This window comes from Oceanobacillus kimchii X50, assembly GCF_000340475.1.
Lineage (GTDB): Bacteria > Bacillota > Bacilli > Bacillales > Amphibacillaceae > Oceanobacillus > Oceanobacillus kimchii.
Genome location: NZ_CM001792.1, coordinates 3,638,490 through 3,660,004 on the forward strand (window position 1 = coordinate 3,638,490; position 21,515 = coordinate 3,660,004).

Below are 21,515 nucleotides of genomic sequence, written 5' to 3' on the forward strand. Positions count from 1 at the left end.
ACAGAATAAATGATATACTAAAATCAAACACAAATAAAGATATGTTATTCGAGGAGGTATGTTTCTTGAAAGCAGATAAGCATCAAGCATTGATCTCTTTATATGAAAGTAAACACAATGAAAAAGAAAAAGTAAAGTCGCATTATCATGATACTTATCAACTATTATATACACTAAAAGGCACTGGTATCTGTACTCTGCACCATCAAGAGTATGCGATGGAACAAGATAATTTTATTATCATCCCTCCTGCAACGGAACACTCAATTGCTGCGTCATCAAAAATGACTGTCTTGGTGCTTGAATTTGAAACAGATATATTTGACTCGAATGTACAAGTGGAACTGATTCCCGAAGTATTTCGATCAGCGCGCGTACAAAAGCTTAGTACATTTGATAGTAGTGAGATTCGTCAGCTACTTCGAAAAATGCTGTATGAACAATCTTATGGTGACAAGTTATGGGAGACTGGTCTAAAGATATATATGGCAGAGTTATTTTTTATCATTGCACGCTCTTCTCAAGAACCTTCCCAGACGGATATCAATACATTGCGTGTTGAACAGCTAAAACATTATATTGATACACGTTATTTTGATATTAAAAATGCAGAAGATATTGCAGACCGAATGGGCATCAGCAAACGTTACATCCAAAGTATTTTCAAAGAATACTATAATAGTACTCCAATGCAGTACTTGACGGAGGTTCGACTAGGTTTAGTGAAACAGATGTTAGTCGAAACCGATAAAGATATTGTTTCAATCTGTTTTGAAGTTGGGTTTGAATCGCTATCCACCTTTTACCGATTATTTAAGAACAACGTTGGAGTTCCACCAAATATGTATCGAATTACGCAAAGAGAACGTTAGACATGGATATTTTTATCCTTAAGATTTCCAGGCGATGACACAATACGTTATTTCACCTGTTTTTAATTGATTTCCGAAAATGAGAATTTGTTTCCCCTTCTAATAAGACACCTTATATGGTTATGTTTACACTTAACGTAATCAGTTTAGGAGGGAATTATATGACTACAAATAAGATTGGAATCATTATGAATGGTGTTACTGGACGTATGGGAACGAGACAACATTTAATACGTTCCATTATGGCAATAAGAGAACAAGGTGGCGTACAGCTAGCTAATGGAGATTATCTCATGCCTGATCCGATTCTTGTCGGTCGAAATGAGAATAAATTGAAAGCGCTTGCCAGTGAACATTCCATTGAACGATGGACTACTAATTTAGAAGAAGCATTGGCAGATGAAAATAACATCATTTACTTTGATTCACAAACTACTTCCCGTCGTGAGGAAGCGATTAAACAAGCTATTGAAGCAAATAAACACATTTATTGCGAAAAACCAACCTCAACATCATTAGAAGGATCATTAAGACTAGCGAAACTTGCAAAAGATGCCGGCGTCAAAAATGGCGTTGTTCAAGATAAATTATTTCTTCCAGGCGTGATGAAGCTAAAACGATTAATTGATGCTGGATTCTTTGGTGATATTTTGTCTGTGCGTATGGAATTTGGATATTGGGTTTTTGAAGGCGATTGGCAGGAATGTCAGCGTCCATCCTGGAATTATAAAAAAGAAGAAGGCGGCGGAATTATCGTGGATATGTTTCCGCACTGGCGCTATGTGTTAGACCACTTATTCGGTTCGGTGCAAGCACTCTCTACTGTTGCTACTACACACATTAACAAACGTGTCGATGAAGAAGGAAATACGTACGAAGCTACAGCCGACGATGCTGCTTATGCAACCTTCGAATTGGAAAATGGTGTAATTGCTAGTGTAAATTCTTCTTGGGCAGTTCGTGTAGATCGTGATGATCTATTAACCATACAAATTGATGGAACCGAAGCAAGCGCGGTAGCTGGTTTACGAGACTGTAAAACACAGCATCGAGTAAACACTCCAAAACCAGTTTGGAATCCAGACCTTAAAAACACGATTGATTTTCAAGATCAATGGGAGGAAGTACCAGATAATCAAGTGTTTGAGAATGCATTTAAAATCCAGTGGGAAATGTTCTTAAAACATGTATATCAGGATGACGCTTTCCCATGGGATTTATTAGAAGGTGCAAAAGGTACACAACTTGCAGACTTGGGCTTACAATCTTCACAAGAGCGTCGTTGGCTAGAAGTACCAAGCCTGGAAGTCTAGAGGAGGCAGTCATAATGAATATCTATTTACCTCATTCGGATGGATCAACGTATTTATATGAATTAGTTAATCGAGAACCTTTACCAAAACTCGAAAAAAGTGCCTTTCATTCACGGGTTGCCTATTCAGCTGCGCATGTCGTAGCTGATCCGTTTGGCAGCAACAATCCATTACAAGAACCTGCGATTGATTGGGAACTTACTATGCAGTATCGTCATTACCTCTGGTCCCTCGGCATGTCTGTTGCAGAGGCGATGGACACGGCACAACGCGGAATGGGACTTCACTTTGAACATGCGAAAGAACTCATTACCCGCTCGGTAAAAGAAGCAAAAAGTGTCGGCGGAAATATTGCAAGCGGCGCTGGAACAGACCATCTGGCTCCGAGTCCAGAAGTACGTCTAGAAGATGTCATTCATGCTTATGAAGAGCAGGTAGCGTTTGTAGAAGGAGCAGGCAGTAAAGTGATTTTGATGGCTAGTCGTGCTCTCGCAGCTTGTGCTACTTCTGCATCGGATTACGAATATGTATATAACCGTATTCTAAGTCAGGTGTCTCAACCAGTTATTTTGCATTGGTTAGGGGATATGTTCGATCCGCAGTTAGCGGGCTATTGGGGACATGAAAACTTGGACGACGCGATGGACGTCTGCCTTCGTATTATCCATACACATGCAGATAAGATTGAAGGCATCAAACTTTCCTTATTAGATGAGCAAAAAGAAATTACGATGCGCAGAAGGCTACCAGAAAATGTGCGGATGTATACTGGCGATGACTTTAATTATACGAAGCTCATCGAGGGAGACAGCCAAGGATATAGCGATGCTTTACTCGGAATTTTTGATGCGATTGCTCCGGCAGCTTCCTCTGCTTTTCAAGCTTTAGACCAAGGAGATATAGAAACGTATCGTGAACGATTAGATAAAACAACGCCACTCGCTCGCCATATCTTTCAGAAGCCGACATTTGCATACAAAACTGGGATTGTCTTTCTTGCTTATTTAAACGGACATCAACCTCATTTTCGAATGATTGCTGGAGCAGAAAGCGCACGATCTATTCTACACTTCACAAAGCTATTTGAACTTGCAGATCAAGCGAATGTGCTAACCGATCCTGAGCTAGCCATTGCACGCATGCAACCAATATTAGAAGTAGCTGGGATTAAGCAATTGGAGGCTAAAAAATGAGTGTAACTAAACTAGATTTACAGCGATTGAGTTTGAATCAAATCACTACGGAAAATTGGTCATTAGAAGAAGCCATCAATGGCTGCGTCGATCATGAAATACCTGTGATTTCCGTTTGGCGTCATAAAATTGCAGAAGTAGGATTGAAAAAAGCGAAAAAAATGATTGCTGCATCCGGGCTGAATGTTTCCAGTGTTTGTCGGGGCGGTATGTTTCCTGCACTTACTTCCGCAGAGCGGACCGAACGGATAGAAGATAATAAAGTTGCAATTGAAGAAGCAGCCGAACTAGGAACTGATGTACTCGTTCTTGTCTGTGGTCCATCGCCACATAAAGATATTGCAGAAGGCCGCAAATGGGTGCAAGAAGGCATCGAGAAAATCATTCCATTTGCAGAGCAGCATAATGTGAAATTAGGAATTGAGCCGCTTCATCCAATGTTTGCTGCCGATCGTTCCGTCATTACCACTTTAGGAGAGGCAAACACGCTTCAACGCTCGCTCGGTTCTTCTCAAGTCGGGGTTGTTATCGATGCCTTTCATGTTTGGTGGGATCCTTTCTTATATGAAGAAATTGAAAAAGCTAGAGGAACGATTCTCGGCTATCATGTTTCCGATTGGAAAGTTCCGCTTCCAGATCTATTTAAAGGTCGCTCGATGATGGGAGATGGGGTCATTGATTTACCACGCATTCGCCGGGCAGTAGAGGACAACGGTTACGACGGACCAATCGAAGTAGAAATCATTAACCAAGCTATTTGGGATATGCCCGGAGATGAAAGTCTAGAGCTTATCAAACAACGTTTCTTAACTACTGTGTAAAAAAGCTTTACTGCGCGTTACTTACTGGATAAAACGGCTTTCGGTGTAGCAAGTATAGGACAGATTTTTTCTTCTAGAACTAGGACGCAATGTCACGCGGATGATAGCTAAAATAAGCGTAAGAAATATACGCAGAATCCTTGAAAATCAAAAATCGATTTTCTGCGTGCGGTGCAATGCTGTCGAGGTCTTCCTTGTCCTGAGGGAGTGAGGCATAGGTAGACCCCCGATGCATAAGCATCCGGAGGCTCACCAGCCGCCTCTGGATAAGCGGAGTATATTTCTGAAGCGAGTTTTTCAAATCCGATTCAAGGTAAACTTTAACCCAATATTTTTAAAGGAGGGTTTCATACGATGGAGTCAACGCATCATACTGACTTTGAACCGATTCATCATCAGGAAAATCCCGTTAAACCAAATACATTGTTTATCGCTGCTTGTGGATTGGAACATGGCCACATCTATAGTATGTGTAAAGGTATGAAGAAAGCAGGTGCAGTGATTAGCTGGGTATGGGATAAAGACCCAAATAAAATAGCAGCTTTTCAAGAAGAATTTCCCGAAGCGAAGACAGCTTCTTCTCTAAACGAAATCTTACAAGATCAAGGGATTCAAATGGTCGCCTGTGCTGCCATCCCTTCTGAGCGTGGTCACATTGGTCTACGTGTACTTGATGCAGGAAAGCATTTCTTTTCAGCGAAAACCCCATTTAAAACTCTTGAGCAACTACATGCAGCGAGAGAAAAGGTGAACGAAACTGGTCTAACATGGGCTGTGTTTTATAGTGAACGATTGCAAGTCGAATGCAGTGGTTTTGCAGAACAATTACTGGAACAAGGTGCAATTGGTGATGTCATCCAAGTCCTTGGATTAGGACCCCATCGTTTAAACATAACAAACAGACCAGAGTGGTTCTTTCAAAAAGCATATTATGGAGGAATCATAAGTGATATCGGAAGTCATCAAATAGAACAATTTCTCTGGTTCACCCATGCAAAAGACGCAACCATCCAAAGCAGCACAGTTCGGAACTTTGCCCACCCAGAGCATCCAGAATTTGAAGATTATGGTGATGTTCATTTAATTGGAGATAATGGTGCCATGCATTATTTCCGTGTCGACTGGTTCACGCCAGACGGATTAAGTAATTGGGGAGATGGACGTACCACTATCTTAGGCACAGACGGTTACATTGAATTACGAAAATACGTCGACATTACGAGTAACTCAGATGGTGAGCGTTTATATTTGGTCAATCATGGTGGAGAAAGGCTATACGACGTCAGAGGAAAAGTTGGTTACCCTTACTTTTATCGGTTGGCACATGATATTCTAGAGAACACTTCCACCGCAATGCCGCAAGAACATGCATTTAAGGCAGCCGAGCTTTGCCTGTTAGCACAACACCGTGCAGATACACAGAAGAAAGAAGGTGGCATTCGTTGAAACAAACATGTGATATTGTCTTAGTCGGCATCGCCGGATATGGCGAAATTTACTTACAAGCTTTAGAAGAAAGAGGATACCTGGCTTGGGTTAAGGGTGTCGTAGATATACAGCCTGAACGCAGTACCTATTTTTCTAAACTAGAAGCACTAGGAATTCCTTGTTATTTATCCCTTGATGAATTTTACAAACAAGCTTCTGCGGACTTAGCGATTATTTCTAGTCCCATTCATTTACATGCACGACAATCGATTACTGCAATGGAAAATGGCAGTAATGTTCTTTGTGAGAAACCAATTGCTGGATCATTAGAAGAAGCCAATCAAATGCGCGAAACAAGAGATAAAACCGGACGCTTTTTAGCTGTTGGGTTTAATTGGTCGTTCAGCACGCCTGTACAGCAATTAAAAAAGGACATACAAGAAGGACGGTTCGGAAAGCCATTACGTGGGAAAAGTCTCGTGCTATGGCCTCGAAATAAACAGTACTTCCAGCGCTCCAATTGGGCAGGCAAACGCCTCGGCCCAAACGGGGAAGCTATATACGATAGCATCGCTAATAACGCAGCATCCCACTTCCTCCACCATCTCCTTTATGTATTAGGAGATACAACCAAACAAAGTGCGAAAATTGAAAGTTTAAAAGTAGAGTTATACAAAGCGAATCCTATCGAAACTTTTGATACATGTGCGTTACGAGCGAACACAGAACAGTCTGTAGAATTGGTATACCTCGTTTCTCATGCGGTCGATTCTACAATTGGTCCCAATGTTACTTTAGAATGTGAACACGCCACGATTACCTATGAAGCAGGAGGCAATATGCAAGCTGTGTTTAAAGATGGAGCAACGAAAAGTTACGGAGATCCTGAGGCTGCACATTCTCAGAAGCTAGATGTGTGTATTCAAGCTGTGTTAAACGAAGAAACCTCCATCCCTTGTAGTATAGAAGCTGCATATTCACATTTAATTAGTATTGAATACATACATCGATCAATTTCGAAAGTCCCACATTTTCCTGCGTCAATCATAAAACAAGATGCTCATACACAACAAACATACGTGCACCAATTAGAAGAAAACTTTTTATCTTGTTACGATGCGTATAAGCTCCCAAGTGAAATGAACATTCTTTGGTCGCAGCAACCAACAACGATTCAAATTCCCGAAAATAGCTATCCATACGAATAGCAAAAACACGATTAAAATGTCCGGACTATACATAACAAGTAGTTTGGACATTTTTACATCCAATTCCCGCTTTTGTCCGTTTTTCTTTATTTCTGAAATTGAGATAGTAATTCTTATATTAATAAGACACCGTTTTTGAAAGCGCTTAAAATATAATTATCTGAAAATACTACCCAATCTATCCATAAAATATTTGGAATGAATATCTCTTGGATAGATATCGAAATTTATCCGGGTGTTAATGTCTGTTAGCCCTCTTCTTTACGTTCTTCTTACGGACGTTTACGCACTGTGATTTACAATGATGGAAGGAGTTTGTACATGAAACTTTACTCAATAAAAAGAGGTTTACTGATTAGTACGTTGCTGTTAGCATTCTTCTTTCTAAATGCTTGTTCCGCTACAGAAAATGTAGCATCTGGTCAAGAACAAACAACAACGTTGACACTAGCTCATATTCATAATGAAGCAAGCCCTGTATATCAAAGTTTAGAAGAGTTAGCAGAAAAAGTAGAGAAGAAAACAAATGGATCGGTAAACATCAAAATCTATACAGATGGAGTTCTAGGAGAAGAGACAAAAGTGATGGAACTTGTACAAAATGGCGTCATCGATATGACCAAAGTAAATGGTGGAGTGATATCTCAATTTGATGAGACATTTTCTGTTTTTAGCCTCCCTTATGTCTTTCGAGATGATGCACATTTTCGTCAATTTATGGAAACGGATACAGTGAGCCAAATGTATGAAGATCTAGAAGAAGTACAATTACGTGGAATCACATTTTATGATGCTGGTGCACGAAGTTTCTATACTGCAGACACGAAGATTGAAACGCCTGAAGACTTGAGAGGACTTAAAATTAGAGTAATGAACAATGTAACTGCCATCGATATGGTCGAGTTGCTTGGTGCTTCGCCAACACCAATGGGCGCAACAGAAATATATACGAGCTTGCAACAAGGGATTATCGATGGCGCGGAAAGTAGCCCGATTGCATTAACGGATGCTAATCATGGTGAAGTTGCGAAACAATTTTCGTTTGATGAACATACTAGAATACCAGATTTCCTGATTATGAGTGACGCAGCATGGAATAAATTAGATGCGACCGAACAACAGGCTTTAGTCGAAGCTGGTCAGGAGAGTACAGAAGCACATAATGAAAGATGGGATCAGATGATTGAAGACAGTATGGCCCAAGCAGAAGAAGAAATGGGTGTAGAATTTTCCAATCCTGATCAAGCACCATTCCGAGCATTAGTAGAACCACTGTTAAAAGAACAACGAGAAGCAAATCATGCGATTGACGCATTGCTTAAAGAAATAGAAGCAATAGAGTAACGGAAGTAATGAAAGTTTGGAGGAGTTCAAGTGAAGAAAGTAAAACGCTGGATTGATTTAGGACTGTTAACCATTACCAGCATCTTAATCTTATTTTTAGTAGTCGCAGCAATATGGCAAGTGTTCACAAGATTCGTATTGCAAGACCCTAGTATTGTCACTCAGGAAGTGTTACGATTTTCGTTAATCTGGGTAGCAGTAATTGGTGCTGCTTATGCATTTGGTCAAGATGAACATTTATCTCTTACCTTTTTAAGAGATAAGATAACTGGTCAAGCTCATAAAATCTTACGTTGGTTCATTGATATGCTCGTCATTGTATTTGCACTATTTGTGATGGTGATTGGTGGTTTTAATATTGCACAACCAACGATGGCGGAACTGTCACCGATTTTGAATATGCCAATGGGATTAGTATATGGTGTTCTTCCAATTTGTGGGGTCATCATCATTTTCTATCAAATCATCCATATTTCGGAACGCCAGGGCATCGATCGCTCCAATTCATTTGAAAAGGGTGAGAATACATGGATGTAACCGTCTGGACAGCCATTATATTATTTGGATCGTTTTTCTTACTCTTATTTATTGGCGTACCGATCGCCGTAAGTATCACTATTTCTTCTTTTGTTTCTATTTTAATTCTATTGCCAATGACACCATCCTTATTAGCGGTGTCCCAACAAATTATTACCGGTCTAGATAGTACGGTGTTATTAGCGCTTGTTTTCTTTATGTTGGCTGGAAGTATTATGAACAATGGCGGGATTGCCGATCGGCTGATTAATTTAGCGAAGTTAATTGGTGGAAGAATGTCCGGTTCACTCGCACATACGAATATTATCGGAAATACATTATTTGGTGCGATATCTGGTTCAGCAATTGCCGCAGCAGCAACGATGGGACGGATTATGCACCCTCAAGAGAAAAAAGCAGGATATGACCCTTCGTATGCAGCAGCTGTAAATATTGCTTCTGCACCGACAGGATTAATTATCCCTCCAAGCGGGATGCCAATTATTTATTCTCTATTAACCGGCGGAACATCGATTGGCGCTTTATTTATCGCAGGATATTTGCCAGGTCTATTGATGATTGCGCTAATGATGATTGTCGCTTATATATTAGCTAAAAAAGCCAAATACCCTGTTTCAAAGCCAATCAGTGGTGGCGAATCATTCAAAGTAATTATACAAGCAATCCCTAGCTTATTATTAATTATTATTGTCATAGGTGGAATTGCCGGAGGGATTTTCACAGCGACGGAAGGAGCAGCAGTGGCTGTGCTATATGCCGCTATTCTTAGCGTCATTTACCGTCAGTTAAAACTAACCGATATCCCTAAAATACTTAGAGAAACGACGATTTATTCTGGTATTATCATGTTATTAATAGGAGCATCTACCGCGATGTCATGGGTGCTTGCATACGCAGGTATACCACAGGCTATTACGAGCAGTCTATTAAGTATTACAAATAATACAGTAATTCTATTATTAATCATGTTAGTCATTTTACTAGTAGTTGGAACATTTATGGATATTGCACCAGCTCTATTAATTTTTACACCGATATTCTTCCCTGTAGCAACGCAAATGGGTATCGATCCTGTTCATTTTGGAATGATTATGGCAGTAGCCCTTGCTATTGGTGTGACAACTCCGCCAATTGGAACTGTGTTATTTATCGGAAGTAGTGTCAGTGGTGTACCTATAGAAAAAATTATACCGAAGCTACTGATCTTCTATATCCCATTAATTGTAGCACTATTGTTAGTTGCGTTTATTCCAGAAATCAGCTTATTCTTACCGAGGTTATTTGGATTATTGGATTAAGTAAATCTTCATCAATAAGAATCTTGCAGGAAAAAATCACCGAGTTACGAATATAAACGTAAATCGGTGATTTTTTAGATACACATCACTTCAGCACTCGTTTCTACTAAACTAACTTCAGTCCTAGCCTAAGCCCATCAAGTATATGAAACCAAATCCGCATCCGATTAAAACCAATGTTCCTAGTAATGCTGCCAAGAAGACATGCAAACCGAACTTCTTAAATACAGAGAACTCCACATTTAAGCCTAAACCAGCCATTGCCATACTTAAAAGCAGATATGCTGCTGCAATCAGCAAGTTCACGACACTTTCAGGTAAGAATCCAATTGTATTAATCGCACTCATGGCAAGAAAACCGAATATAAACCATGGTATAGGGAGCGTTTTTAAGGAATAACCTTGCTTATCGTTTTGGGGTTCTCTTTTCTTTACATAGATACCGATCAATATAGCTACGGGAACAAGTAAGGCAACTCTAGTTAGTTTTACCACAATAGCAATATTCTCCGCTTCTTCTCCCCCAGCAGTCGAAGCAGCTACTGCATGAGCAATTTCATGCAACGTCCCTCCCGAAAAAATACCGTACTGATAATCGGTAAATGGTAAGAAAGGGTACATCAATGTATAAATAAGTGTAAACATCGTCCCAAGTACAGCAATAACAGCGACACTGACTGCTGTCGTGCTTTCTTTCGCTTTTACTAAAGGGGCAATAGCAACAATCGCAGCAGCTCCACATATTGCCGTTCCACAAGCCGTCAATATACTTAATGTCTTATTAACATGAAACAACCTCGCCAAGCTATAGACGGTCACCAATGCAATCGTTAATAGCAATCCGGCATATAGGAAAGCGTGTAGACCCGCATCATACATGTCTGATAGATTCAGCCGCAATCCTAATAGAATAATCCCTATCCTTAACAACTTTTTACTGGAAAACTGTACGCCAGATCGATGTGAATTTTTCAAACCAATGGTGTGTCCCCATACCATTCCTATAATAATCGCTAGAACAAGTTGTCCCACAATATCGAGGTAAGGAATCTTACCGAGCAACGCTCCCATCAAGGCAATTATAAGAGTAATACATATTCCTGTATAAAAGGACCGTGTCTTGTTATCTGGATGTAATTGCTGCATCTTGTTGTGCCTCCTTCTCTGTCTATAAACAGTATAGACTGGCATCTTTTATTTTTGAAATAAATATATATAATAGTATTTATTAATAAACTTAATAAACGAGGAATGTAACCATGCATATGGAAGAACTAGAGACCTTTATTGTTCTCGCACGCGAAAAGAATTTTACACGGACAGCAACAAAACGCGCATTGTCTCAACCAACGGTTAGTGTTCATATAAAAAATTTAGAGAACAAGTTTGCAACATCGTTCATCCAACGTACGACGAAGCGTGTTCATCTTACACCTGAAGGGGAGTTGTTTTATGAACATGCATTGAAGATATGGAGTCAATATCAACAGCTCCAAGAACATCTTTATCAAAAGAAACAAACCGCTTCTGGTCTTATTCGAGTAGGGGCTAGTTTTACCATTGGTGAATACCTCCTTCCAGAAGTGATGGCGTCATTGCAGAATCAATACGAGCAGTTAGACTTTTATGTGACGATTGGCAACACGGAAAAGATCATTGATTCTGTTCGCAGACTTGAGGTGGACATCGGACTGGTGGAAGGATCTAACTACACGAAAGACGTGTTACAATCTGCTTTTAAAGAAGATCGACTCGTCATTGTCTGCTCCCCCGAATATGAGACAAATTTTAAAACCTTAGCGGATTTACATCATCATAAATGGGTTATAAGAGAAGAAGGTTCTGGTACACGACAATACTTTGATCACCTCATTCAATCCAATGGAATTCAAGTCAAATCAACTTTGGTTATTAGTTCGACACAAGGGATAAAGAATAGTGTTACCAATGGATTAGGTTTAGCTCTATTGTCTGAAGCAACTATCAAAGAAGAATTAGCTCATGGGAGGCTAAAGATGGTTCCGATTGAATCTCTATATGAAAAACGAGATTTTTCCTATGTCTTAACGAAAGGATCGCAACTAAACCGAAATACACAATTATTAATCGATACATTAACAAATGGAGAGGAATAATAGTGGAATACTTTTCTCTATGACCGGGGCCTCCATGTGTAATCCTTTTCAAACCGGGTAATTACATAACAGAGAGAAAGTAACTTCATTCAGCGGAGTGATACTAAATTACCTAAAAGGGGATGTATTTCATGGAGTTTTCTGCTACAAATATCATTTTGTTAGCAACATGTTTGCTTGTTATTGCCATCATTATCATTCCACTACTTATGTTTGGATATATATATGGAAAAGACCGGAAACAAGATCAGCATGCAATTTTACGTAACTTTCCGATACTTGGAAAACTACGCTATATTTTTGAAAAAACCGGTCCAGAGCTCCGGCAGTATTTATTTGATGATGATAGATCTGGAAAGCCTTTTTCACGTAAGGACTATCAAGATATTGTCATGCCTGCAAAATATCAAAAGAATATGCTCGGATTCGGTTCGATTCGTGACTTTGAAAAGGCTGACTTCTATGTAAAAAATGCCATGTTTCCAAAGCAACAGAGTGAACTTGAAGTAGATAACGACAAAGAGATTCATTCAAAAGTTTACGAGATTCAAGAGGATAACCTTCTCAGCCGGAAGGAAGAACTACAAGATAAACCTATAAAACCGTGGTTACTTACCGATAAAAATACAGTGGTGATTGGCCCTTCTTCCCGTGCTCCCTTCCGTGTAAAAAGTTTGGTAGGCATGTCCGCAATGAGCTATGGTTCCCTCGGAGAACATGCGATTACAGCACTATCGAAAGGAATTGGCATGGCTGGCGGAGCGTGGATGAATACAGGTGAAGGCGGCTTATCCGATTATCATCTAAAAGGGGACACCGATATTATCGCGCAAATTGGACCTGGTCTATTCGGTGTGCGTTCTAAAAATGGAGAGTTTAGCTGGGATCTTTTGAAAAAGAAAGCAGCGATACCACAGGTGAAGGCATTTGAACTCAAACTTGCCCAAGGAGCGAAAACACGTGGCGGACATGTGGACGCAGAGAAAGTCACAGAAGAGATTGCAAATATTCGTAACGTCGAACCATACAAAGAAATTAACAGTCCGAATCGATTCAATGAATTTGATGATGTACCGACCATGTTTTCGTTTATCGAAAAAATACGCAATCATACCGGGTTACCTGTTGGAATAAAGGTTGTTCTCGGAAGTTCGGATTCCTTTGAAGAAATTGCATCTTATATGAAAGAATCAGGAATAGGACCTGATTTTATAACCATTGACGGTTCAGAAGGAGGCACTGGTGCTTCCTTTCAAGAACTCGCAGACCGTGTTGGATTACCAGTAAAATCAGCAGTGATGATCGTGGATCAAACATTGAAAAAATATGGGATTCGTGACCGTACAAAGATTATTGCCTCCGGAAAACTTTTTACCGCAGATCGCATCGCAGTGGTTTTAGCGATGGGCGCTGATCTAGTCAATATTGCACGCGCATTTATGATATCAGTAGGATGCATTATGGCACAGATTTGTCATACGAATCGTTGCCCTGTCGGCGTCGCAACGACTGATGCGAAACTGCAAGAAGCACTCGTCATTGATGAAAAACAATATCGTGCACTAAATTACCTTGTGACCCTTCGCGAGAGCCTGTTTCGTATTTCTGCAGCAGCAGGGCTAACCAGTCCAACAGGCTTTAATCATGAACACATTTCGTATATAGATGAACATCATCGTGTGAAAAATTTAGAAGAATGGTATACCATGCAAAAATCCGCATCAACACCTTAATGCGTTTTTTATGGAATGACGACAAACAGGATGCTCATTAAGCTAATTAATAAAGCAATGTTGACTGGAATGGAGTCTCTATTAATTTCGTCTCTCTTCCAGTCAACAACATGCATTTTATATTCTTTTATCGCTTTTCTCTTATTTAGACCTTTTGCATTAATTTTCTTGCTGTTTCAGCTACTTTACGATTTCCATTTTTAATAATTTCCTCGGCTTTATCAGGCATCGCATTATGCCCTTCAATAATGATCTCATCCGTAACGTTCATACCAAACATTCCAACAAAGATATCGCGCATATAATTAACAGCGTGTTCCATTTTTTGCATTTCTGGTAAAGAGTAATCCCCACCACGTGCATTAAGAAAAATGATTTTTTTGTCTGGCATCAAATATACTGGTGTACCATTTTCACTATATTTAAAGGTATAGCCAGCTTCATCAATATAATCAATAAAGGTTTGAAGCTTGGCAGGAATCGTTAAATTCCACAATGGAAACGCGAAGACGACCAGATCAGCCGCGGCAAACAGATCTTTCGCTTTTTGTTTTGCATCTAAAATACGCTGTTCTATTTCAGATAATTTTTCGCCACTTTGTAATTTGATTAAGGCATTGAAATAATCCTGACCGAAATATGGCATATCTTCTTTAAAAACATCATACACCGCTACATCCAAATGATTTTCTTCTTTAATTGTATCCATAAATGTATCATACATTTTACTTGATACACCATCTGGTCGATTATTGGATTTTACTACTAATATATTCATTTAACATCCTCCTAGTTATAGTAACATCTATCGCATATGCAACAGTTGTTGTATAATTAGATTATAGATGCAATGGATGCATAATCCCAGCAACAAAAACGTCATTTTGTCGCATAAGATACAATTTATATAAAATGTCTAAAAATATTAGATTGGAGATACTCTATGGTTAAGGAGAACAAAGACCTGCGTTTAATTCGCACAAGAAAATTTATTATTGATTCCTTTATCGACCTTTTAGAAAAAAAGGATTTCAAAAGTATAAAAATAAGTGATATCACAACAGGAGCCATGATTAATCGAGCTACCTTTTATCACCATTTTTATGATAAATATGATTTACTTGAAACCGTAACACGAGAAAATTTAGTGAAAAGTGTTCTACAAGAACTTTCGAACAATACAGATTTCAATGAACAAATGCTGCGAAGCGCGTTTTTATCAATAACAAACTATCATGCTAATTTATCTGATCGCTGTAAACGAAGCTATGACGATATGACCATGAATATTGAATCTCTGTTAAAAAAAGAGCTTGAAACGATTATCTCTCAGTCCCTATTAAAAAAGTATCCAGATATAAGTAAAGAAAAATTAAGAATGCTATCGACCATGTTGAGTTGGATGATTTATGCAGCTTCGATTGACTGGAAACAAAATAGCGATCAGTCCCCTGAGGAATATTTTGAATATGCAAGTTTCTCTATGAAGCAATTGGTAAAGGATGAGACGTTCGATAGTTAACCTCCACCTGCAAAGCATACTAACGCTCTTTTCTTAATAATAGTTTGATATCCGTCGTTTTGTGGAATAACGATTAATACAAAACAAACAAGCAACCTATAAAGGAGCCATGTATATGTTTGAAGATCGTGCAGGAAAAGTACTAGTAGATTTATTATCCGAATGGGGTGTCGACCATATTTATGGGATGCCAGGAGATTCGATTAACCAACTGATGGAAGAGTTACGTAAAGAAAAAGATAAAATGAAATTTATCCAAGTACGCCACGAAGAGGCTGGAGCACTTGCAGCTGCTTCTTACGCTAAACTCACTGGAAAGATTGGCGTATGTCTATCAATCGCAGGACCTGGTGCGATTCACTTACTTAACGGACTTTACGATGCAAAAGAGGATAGCGCACCAGTATTAGTACTTGCAGGACAAGTGCCAACTGACCAGATCGGAACGGACACATTCCAAGAAATCAATATGCAACAAATGTTTAATGATGTCGCAGTATATAACGAACAAGTGGTGTCAGAAGAACAATTGCCAGCACTTGTAAATCAAGCCGTCCGCACTGCCTATGCAGAAAAGGGACCAGCCGTTTTAACCATACCAGATGATATTCCAGCTGCAAAAATCAAGAAACAAGTACAAAAGAACGCAGCGATATACGAAGAATCCGAACAAGTACCAAGCTCCACGGAAATGGAAAAAGCACTAGAACTCATTTCCAAAGCAAAGAAGCCAATTATTTTAGCTGGAACTGGTACAAAAGGGGCGAAGCAAGAACTTGAACAGTTTTCTGATAAGATTGCTGCCCCAGTTGTTGTTTCCCTACCAGCAAAAGGCGTAATAGACGATAATCATCCGAACTGCTTAGGCAACCTCGGGATGATTGGAACCAAGCCAGCATATGAAGCAATGGACGATACCGACTTGCTTATTCTCATCGGAACGTCTTACCCATATGTAGAGTTTTTACCAGAGGGAGTAACATGCATCCAGATTGACAATGACCCGCTACAAATCGGAAAAAGATATCCCGTAAACGTCGGTATTGCTGGCGACGCACAAAAAGCATTAACCTGGTTAAACGAACGAATTACACGCTCGGAAAATCGTGATTTCTTAGAAAATAGTCAAGAGAAAATGGCGAAATGGTGGAAAGAGATGGAAGAAGATGAACAACAAACGTCTACACCGATTAAACCACAACAAATCATTGCTGAAGTACAAAAAATCGCAGAAGATGACGCTGTACTATCTGTAGACGTAGGTAATGTGACAGTTTGGGCTGCCAGACACTTTCGTATGAAAACAACACAGAAATTCCTTACATCCAGTTGGCTTGCCACTATGGGATGCGGATTACCAGGGGCTATTGCAAGTAAAATGGCATACCCCGAACGCCAGGCAATTGCATTATGTGGCGATGGGGGATTCTCCATGAATATGCAAGACTTCCTCACTGCGATTAAATACAATTTACCGATGACAGTGATTATCTTCAATAACGAACGCATCGGCATGATTAAATACGAACAAGAAGCAAAAGGAAACCTTGATTATAAAACCAATCTCGAGAGCTTTAACTTCGCCCAATTTGCAGAAAACTGCGGCGGAAAAGGTTATCGTGTAGAGAAATTCGAGGACCTTGGCCCTTCTATACGAGCAGCAGCATCCTTCAATAAGCCCGTTATTGTAGATGTATGTATTGAAGATGAACCGCCAATCCCAGGAAAGCTTTCGTACGAACAAGTGACCAGCTACTCCAAACAAACAATAAAAAAGCTATTTGAAAAAGGAAAATTAGAAGTTCCGCCAATTCGAAAAGGATTGAAACGGATATAATATAGCATAGAAGCAAACTGGCAGTCAGTTTGCTTCTTTTTTGTTGTTTATAATCTATTAACCAAAACGGATTATTTTTTCTACCATTCTGGTTTTTTAGAACGGCACTATTGACTAAAACTACCTCAACTTTCGCCTATATTGGTGATTAGAACTACTCTATTGACTAAAATGTCTGCTATCCTCTGCTATTCTGGTTTTTAGAAGCGCTCTATTGACTATTTTTTCGCGGTTCTCAAGCTTTTTTGGATTTTAGAACCATTCTTTTCACCACTTTTCCCGGTTTCTAAACTCACTTTGGGTTTTAGAACCGGTCTTTTTACTAAAACATCCTTGATTCTCTACTTAAACTTTTCTTTATTCCACCAAAACATCATCTTTTTTATGTAAGCTACTCAAAACCTCTAATCCTAGGGATAAGTAACCTCCGGATATAATTGAATAATTTGTTCTTCTTCGATGTCCTCTGCTTCTATATGTTTAATAAGCATTTGGACTAAACTCTCTGCGATTTTTTCAGAAGGTACTCCAACTGTATATACTGGCGTATCAATAGCATCAAATTTTTTAATATTATCGTAGGAAACAATCATCGGCTTTTCCGCTTGTTTATCAATATGGTGTAGTAAACCCATTGTAATATCATAACTACCACATACAATTCCTCTTTTAAGCGTATTATTCGCGAGAAATTTTCTTAACGAGTTACTTGTTACCTCTTCGGACAACCCTTCTGAATCGATTAGTCGATAGTTGACTTTCTTTTCTTCACAATAATGAATAAATGTTTCTTTCTTTATAATCTGTCGGATATCCTTCGTTTCGAGGTCACCGATATAATCTATTTCACTATGCCCTTTATCCATTAGGGTATCTACCGCTAGTTGCATAGATTTATCGTGATTAACATTAATGATTGGATAATCTAATTCTCGTTCTACACCGTACGCAACTACAGGAATATTATTTGTTATTTTAGCAGGCAGCCTCGTTTCTTCCCCTTCATCAAAAACGATCACTCCATCAAATCGCAATTCCAAAAATTTCCCAGCAGCAGTTATTGGATCATCGATAGATACCACCATAAAATAACCCGCTTTTTTTACTGCCTCATTTATTTGTGAAGCCAGTGTGGTAACGGCTACTCTATCTACTGCTGGCCATATTAAACCAATGGTATTACTTTTATTGGAGACTAAAGATCTTGCAGAATTATTTGGAATATAATTCATTTCTTCTGCTTTTTCTTTAATCTTTCTTTTCGTTGCTTCAGTCACAAGTGGGGAGTCTTTGAGAGCCTTACTCACCGTAGAATAGCTCACTCCACATTCTATCGCTATATCCTTTAATGTTACGGCCATTTTTAAACTCCTTAAAATTATCTATTGATTTATCTGCTAGATAATTATATCATAATAATTAATTGTTATGAATATTTCCAACCAAAAATAACAACGTTGTTATTCAGCAAGGAGGCTAAACATGCGTATTTTTTTATTGTTGTTTGTAAGCGTTTTAACTTTGTTGGTAGGGTGCACTTCGTCTAGTAATTCTAGTAGTGCTGCTCAGCCCAAAGAAATGGTTTTAGGTCATAACCAGCCTACAACTCATCCAATTCATGAATCATTGGTTGACTTTAAAGAATTGTTAGAAGAAAAATCAAATGGCAAGTTAGAACTTAAGATATATGCGAATGGGCAGCTCGGTAGTGAGCGAGAAGTAATCGAAATGACGCAAACCAATGCAGTACAATTTACAAAAGTCTCTGCGAGTGCATTAGAAGGTTTCTCAGAGTCCTATTCTTTGTTTAGTATGCCTTATCTATTTGAATCCCAAGAAAAATATCGTGAGATCATGAAAAAACCTGTAATTCAAGAAGCATTTTACAATACAACCGCAGATAACGGTTTTATCGGCATTACTTATTATGATGCTGGAGTTCGTAATATGTACACCAAGGATCGTATTATCAAAACAAATGACGACATGCATGGATTAAAGACACGTGTGCAGCCAAGCAAAACGAGTGTACAGCTTATTGAGTCATTGGGAGGAACACCAACTCCAATGTCTTTCGGTGAAGTGTACACGGCTTTACAGTCCGGAATTATTGATGCAGCTGAAAATAATGAATCCGCTCTCACAGACAATAAGCATGGAGAAGTTGCGAAACATTACTTTTACACAGAACATGCTATGGTACCTGATATCTTAATTATGAATGTCGATACCTATAACGAATTGTCAGAAGAAGAACAAACATGGATTAAAGAGGCTGCGGAAGAGTCTACTGCATTACACGAGCCACGTTGGGATCAAAAAATGAAAGAATCGAAAGAAATTGCGGAGGAAGAGATGGGAGTTACGTTTTATGAAGTGGATAAGAGTTCATTTATGGAATCCGTAAAACCCTTGCAAGAATCATTTCAAAAGAATAAAGCAACAAGGGAACAATATAACCTGATTATGGAGGAGGGGCAAGATGAATAATGCAAAAAAAATTATTGATAAGACCCTTCTCATTATCACTGGAATCTTAATTAGTGTGATGTCCATTTTATCTATTTGGCAAGTTGTTGCCAGATATATTTTAAGTACACCTAGTACCGTAAGTGAAGAAATTATCCGAATGTTGCTCATATGGTTCTCTCTAACAAGTGCTGCCTATGTATTCGGTCAGCAAAAGCACATTGCTATTGTTTTCTTTCGAGACAAGCTTTCTATCAAAGGACAGATAATGATTCTACGAATATCTAACATTATCTTACTTCTGATCGCTCTTGTACTTATGATCTGGGGTGGTATTCAAGTAGTAAACCTTACCTTAACACAGGTAGCGCCATCTACTGGGATATCAATGGCATTTATGTACGGCGCACTTCCTATTTCTGGTTTATTTATTACTTTTTATGCACTATATAATTTCACAACAGTGAAGTTATCCATCACAGAGAAAGGGAGTGATGCATAATGACTATCATTGCAGGAATAGTATTATTTCTATCTTTTTTCATTTTGCTATTTTTCAGCATTCCGATTGCGATATCTATTATTATTAGCTCTATCCTAACATTGCTATTAATTTTACCGTTTGATGTAACCATTATTACTGCTGCACAACGCATGGTCACAGGTATTGATAACTTTACCATGTTAGCAATTCCTTTATTTGTATTAGCAGGTATATTAATGAATAATGGCGGGATTGCTTTTCGATTAGTTAATTTTGCAAAAGTATTAGTGGGGAGAATGCCTGGATCACTTGCTCATACGAATATTGTTGGAAATATGTTATTTGGATCTATTTCGGGTTCTAGTGTAGCCGCAGCCGCAGCAATGGGAAGAATTATGACTCCCTTACAACAAAAACAGGGTTATCGAAAAGAATATTCCGCTGCTGCCAATATCGCATCAGCACCAGCCGGGTTATTAATTCCCCCGAGTTCCATGCTTATTGTCTACTCCCTAGTAAGTGGTGGGACATCGATTGCAGCCTTATTTATGGCTGGTTATATTCCCGGGATATTATGGGGAACTACTTGTATGATTGTTGCCTATATACTGGCAAAAAAAGAAGGTTATTCAGTATCAGAGAAAATAGGCTGGAAAGATCGCTTATTTCTAATTCTTGATGCTATTCCTAGTTTATTTTTAGTTATCATCGTTATTGGAGGTATTGTTGCAGGGGTATTTACCGCAACTGAAGGTGCTGCAATTGCAGTATTATATGCATTAATACTTTCTTTAATCTATAAAAGCTTTAAATTAAAAGACATTCCGAATATATTAAAAGAAACTGTTGAAATCACTGGGATGATATTACTTTTAATTACCGCTTCTGCTCTATTCTCTTTAGTAATGAGCTATACAGGATTACCAGAAGCGATATCGAATGGAATTCTGTCATTAACAGAAAATCCAATTCTTTTATTACTGCTTATGAATATTATTTTACTCGTAATCGGTACATTTATGGATATTACACCGGCAGTATTAATATTTACACCGATATTTTTACCAATTGCGACTTCTGTAGGGTTAGACCCTGTTCATTTCGGAATTGTCATTGCATTTAACCTATGTATCGGAAATATAACTCCGCCAGTAGGGAGTGCATTATTTGTAGGAGCTAGTGTAGCCAATGTAAAAATTGAGAGCGTGATTCGTACCCTTGTACCTTATTTCATAGCGCTTATCATTATGTTATTGGTGATCACTTTTATCCCACAGATATCACTATTTTTACCAAATTTATTTGGACTATAAAGTAATGA

General features: G+C 38.7%; 19 protein-coding genes. 16 read left to right on the forward strand and 3 right to left on the reverse strand.

What is annotated here, in order from left to right; translation table 11 throughout:
- Positions 1 to 65 precede the first annotated feature (65 nt).
- The 9 genes from C794_RS18485 (at position 66) to C794_RS18525 (ending at position 10,014) form a co-directional block, all read left to right on the forward strand.
- Positions 66 to 872, forward strand: coding sequence for an AraC family transcriptional regulator (locus tag C794_RS18485; RefSeq protein WP_017798665.1), 807 nt, complete (start codon positions 66 to 68; stop codon positions 870 to 872).
- Positions 873 to 1,033: 161 nt separating this feature from the next.
- On the forward strand, positions 1,034 to 2,185 hold the full coding sequence (locus C794_RS18490) for a Gfo/Idh/MocA family protein (protein WP_017798666.1): 1,152 nt from the start codon (positions 1,034 to 1,036) through the stop codon (positions 2,183 to 2,185).
- 14 nt (positions 2,186 to 2,199) lie between these two features.
- Positions 2,200 to 3,378 (forward strand): dihydrodipicolinate synthase family protein, encoded by a 1,179-nt coding sequence (locus C794_RS18495; RefSeq protein WP_017798667.1) that lies wholly within the window; start codon positions 2,200 to 2,202, stop codon positions 3,376 to 3,378.
- Positions 3,375 to 4,199, forward strand: a complete 825-nt coding sequence (locus C794_RS18500) for a sugar phosphate isomerase/epimerase family protein (RefSeq protein WP_017798668.1) — start codon at positions 3,375 to 3,377, stop codon at positions 4,197 to 4,199. The genes C794_RS18495 and C794_RS18500 overlap by 4 nt, the downstream gene beginning before the upstream one ends.
- 354 nt (positions 4,200 to 4,553) lie before the next feature.
- Positions 4,554 to 5,645 carry a Gfo/Idh/MocA family protein gene (locus tag C794_RS18505; protein ID WP_017798669.1) on the forward strand — a complete coding sequence of 364 codons (1,092 nt, stop codon included), beginning with the start codon at positions 4,554 to 4,556 and terminating at the stop codon, positions 5,643 to 5,645.
- Positions 5,642 to 6,835, forward strand: a complete 1,194-nt coding sequence (locus tag C794_RS18510; RefSeq protein ID WP_017798670.1) for a Gfo/Idh/MocA family protein — start codon at positions 5,642 to 5,644, stop codon at positions 6,833 to 6,835. The genes C794_RS18505 and C794_RS18510 overlap by 4 nt, the downstream gene beginning before the upstream one ends.
- A 321-nt stretch (positions 6,836 to 7,156) precedes the next feature.
- Positions 7,157 to 8,179: a TRAP transporter substrate-binding protein gene (locus tag C794_RS18515; RefSeq protein ID WP_017798671.1), complete on the forward strand. Its 1,023-nt coding sequence runs from the start codon at positions 7,157 to 7,159 to the stop codon at positions 8,177 to 8,179.
- Between the two features lie 30 nt (positions 8,180 to 8,209).
- Positions 8,210 to 8,716, forward strand: a complete 507-nt coding sequence (locus tag C794_RS18520; RefSeq protein ID WP_017798672.1) for a TRAP transporter small permease — start codon at positions 8,210 to 8,212, stop codon at positions 8,714 to 8,716.
- The gene (locus C794_RS18525) at positions 8,707 to 10,014 is read left to right on the forward strand and encodes a TRAP transporter large permease (RefSeq protein ID WP_017798673.1); all 1,308 of its coding nucleotides are present in this window, start codon (positions 8,707 to 8,709) and stop codon (positions 10,012 to 10,014) included. The genes C794_RS18520 and C794_RS18525 overlap by 10 nt, the downstream gene beginning before the upstream one ends.
- A 123-nt stretch (positions 10,015 to 10,137) precedes the next feature.
- Here the strand turns inward: C794_RS18525 and C794_RS18530 are convergent, their stop codons facing one another.
- Positions 10,138 to 11,160 (reverse strand): YeiH family protein, encoded by a 1,023-nt coding sequence (locus tag C794_RS18530; RefSeq protein WP_017798674.1) that lies wholly within the window; start codon positions 11,158 to 11,160, stop codon positions 10,138 to 10,140.
- A 113-nt stretch (positions 11,161 to 11,273) separates the two neighbouring features.
- Here C794_RS18530 and C794_RS18535 point away from each other — a divergent pair, with 113 nt between their 5' ends.
- Together C794_RS18535 and C794_RS18540 are read left to right on the forward strand one after the other, a co-directional pair.
- Positions 11,274 to 12,149 (forward strand): LysR family transcriptional regulator, encoded by an 876-nt coding sequence (locus tag C794_RS18535; RefSeq protein ID WP_017798675.1) that lies wholly within the window; start codon positions 11,274 to 11,276, stop codon positions 12,147 to 12,149.
- Between the two features lie 131 nt (positions 12,150 to 12,280).
- A complete protein-coding gene (locus C794_RS18540) occupies positions 12,281 to 13,882 on the forward strand; it encodes an FMN-binding glutamate synthase family protein (RefSeq protein WP_017798676.1) in 1,602 nt (533 codons plus the stop codon).
- A 145-nt stretch (positions 13,883 to 14,027) separates the two neighbouring features.
- On the opposite strand, the gene C794_RS18545 is transcribed toward C794_RS18540, so the two are convergent.
- Positions 14,028 to 14,660 carry an FMN-dependent NADH-azoreductase gene (locus C794_RS18545; protein WP_017798677.1) on the reverse strand — a complete coding sequence of 211 codons (633 nt, stop codon included), beginning with the start codon at positions 14,658 to 14,660 and terminating at the stop codon, positions 14,028 to 14,030.
- 165 nt (positions 14,661 to 14,825) lie between these two features.
- Here C794_RS18545 and C794_RS18550 point away from each other — a divergent pair, with 165 nt between their 5' ends.
- Together C794_RS18550 and C794_RS18555 are read left to right on the forward strand one after the other, a co-directional pair.
- Positions 14,826 to 15,404: a TetR/AcrR family transcriptional regulator gene (locus C794_RS18550; RefSeq protein WP_017798678.1), complete on the forward strand. Its 579-nt coding sequence runs from the start codon at positions 14,826 to 14,828 to the stop codon at positions 15,402 to 15,404.
- A gap of 115 nt (positions 15,405 to 15,519) precedes the next feature.
- Positions 15,520 to 17,241 (forward strand): pyruvate oxidase, encoded by a 1,722-nt coding sequence (locus tag C794_RS18555; RefSeq protein WP_017798679.1) that lies wholly within the window; start codon positions 15,520 to 15,522, stop codon positions 17,239 to 17,241.
- 410 nt (positions 17,242 to 17,651) lie between these two features.
- Here the strand turns inward: C794_RS18555 and C794_RS18560 are convergent, their stop codons facing one another.
- On the reverse strand, positions 17,652 to 18,602 hold the full coding sequence (locus tag C794_RS18560) for a LacI family DNA-binding transcriptional regulator (RefSeq protein WP_017798680.1): 951 nt from the start codon (positions 18,600 to 18,602) through the stop codon (positions 17,652 to 17,654).
- A 121-nt stretch (positions 18,603 to 18,723) separates the two neighbouring features.
- On the opposite strand from C794_RS18560, the gene C794_RS18565 reads away from it, so the two are divergent.
- The 3 genes from C794_RS18565 to C794_RS18575 are packed head-to-tail and all read left to right on the forward strand — an operon-like array spanning position 18,724 to position 21,507.
- The gene (locus C794_RS18565; RefSeq protein WP_017798681.1) at positions 18,724 to 19,731 is read left to right on the forward strand and encodes a TRAP transporter substrate-binding protein; all 1,008 of its coding nucleotides are present in this window, start codon (positions 18,724 to 18,726) and stop codon (positions 19,729 to 19,731) included.
- The gene (locus C794_RS18570; RefSeq protein WP_017798682.1) at positions 19,724 to 20,212 is read left to right on the forward strand and encodes a TRAP transporter small permease; all 489 of its coding nucleotides are present in this window, start codon (positions 19,724 to 19,726) and stop codon (positions 20,210 to 20,212) included. The genes C794_RS18565 and C794_RS18570 overlap by 8 nt, the downstream gene beginning before the upstream one ends.
- Entirely contained in the window at positions 20,212 to 21,507 is a 1,296-nt protein-coding gene (locus C794_RS18575; protein ID WP_017798683.1) for a TRAP transporter large permease, read from the forward strand. Before C794_RS18570 ends, C794_RS18575 begins: the two co-directional genes overlap by 1 nt.
- The last annotated feature ends 8 nt before the right edge of the window (positions 21,508 to 21,515 follow it).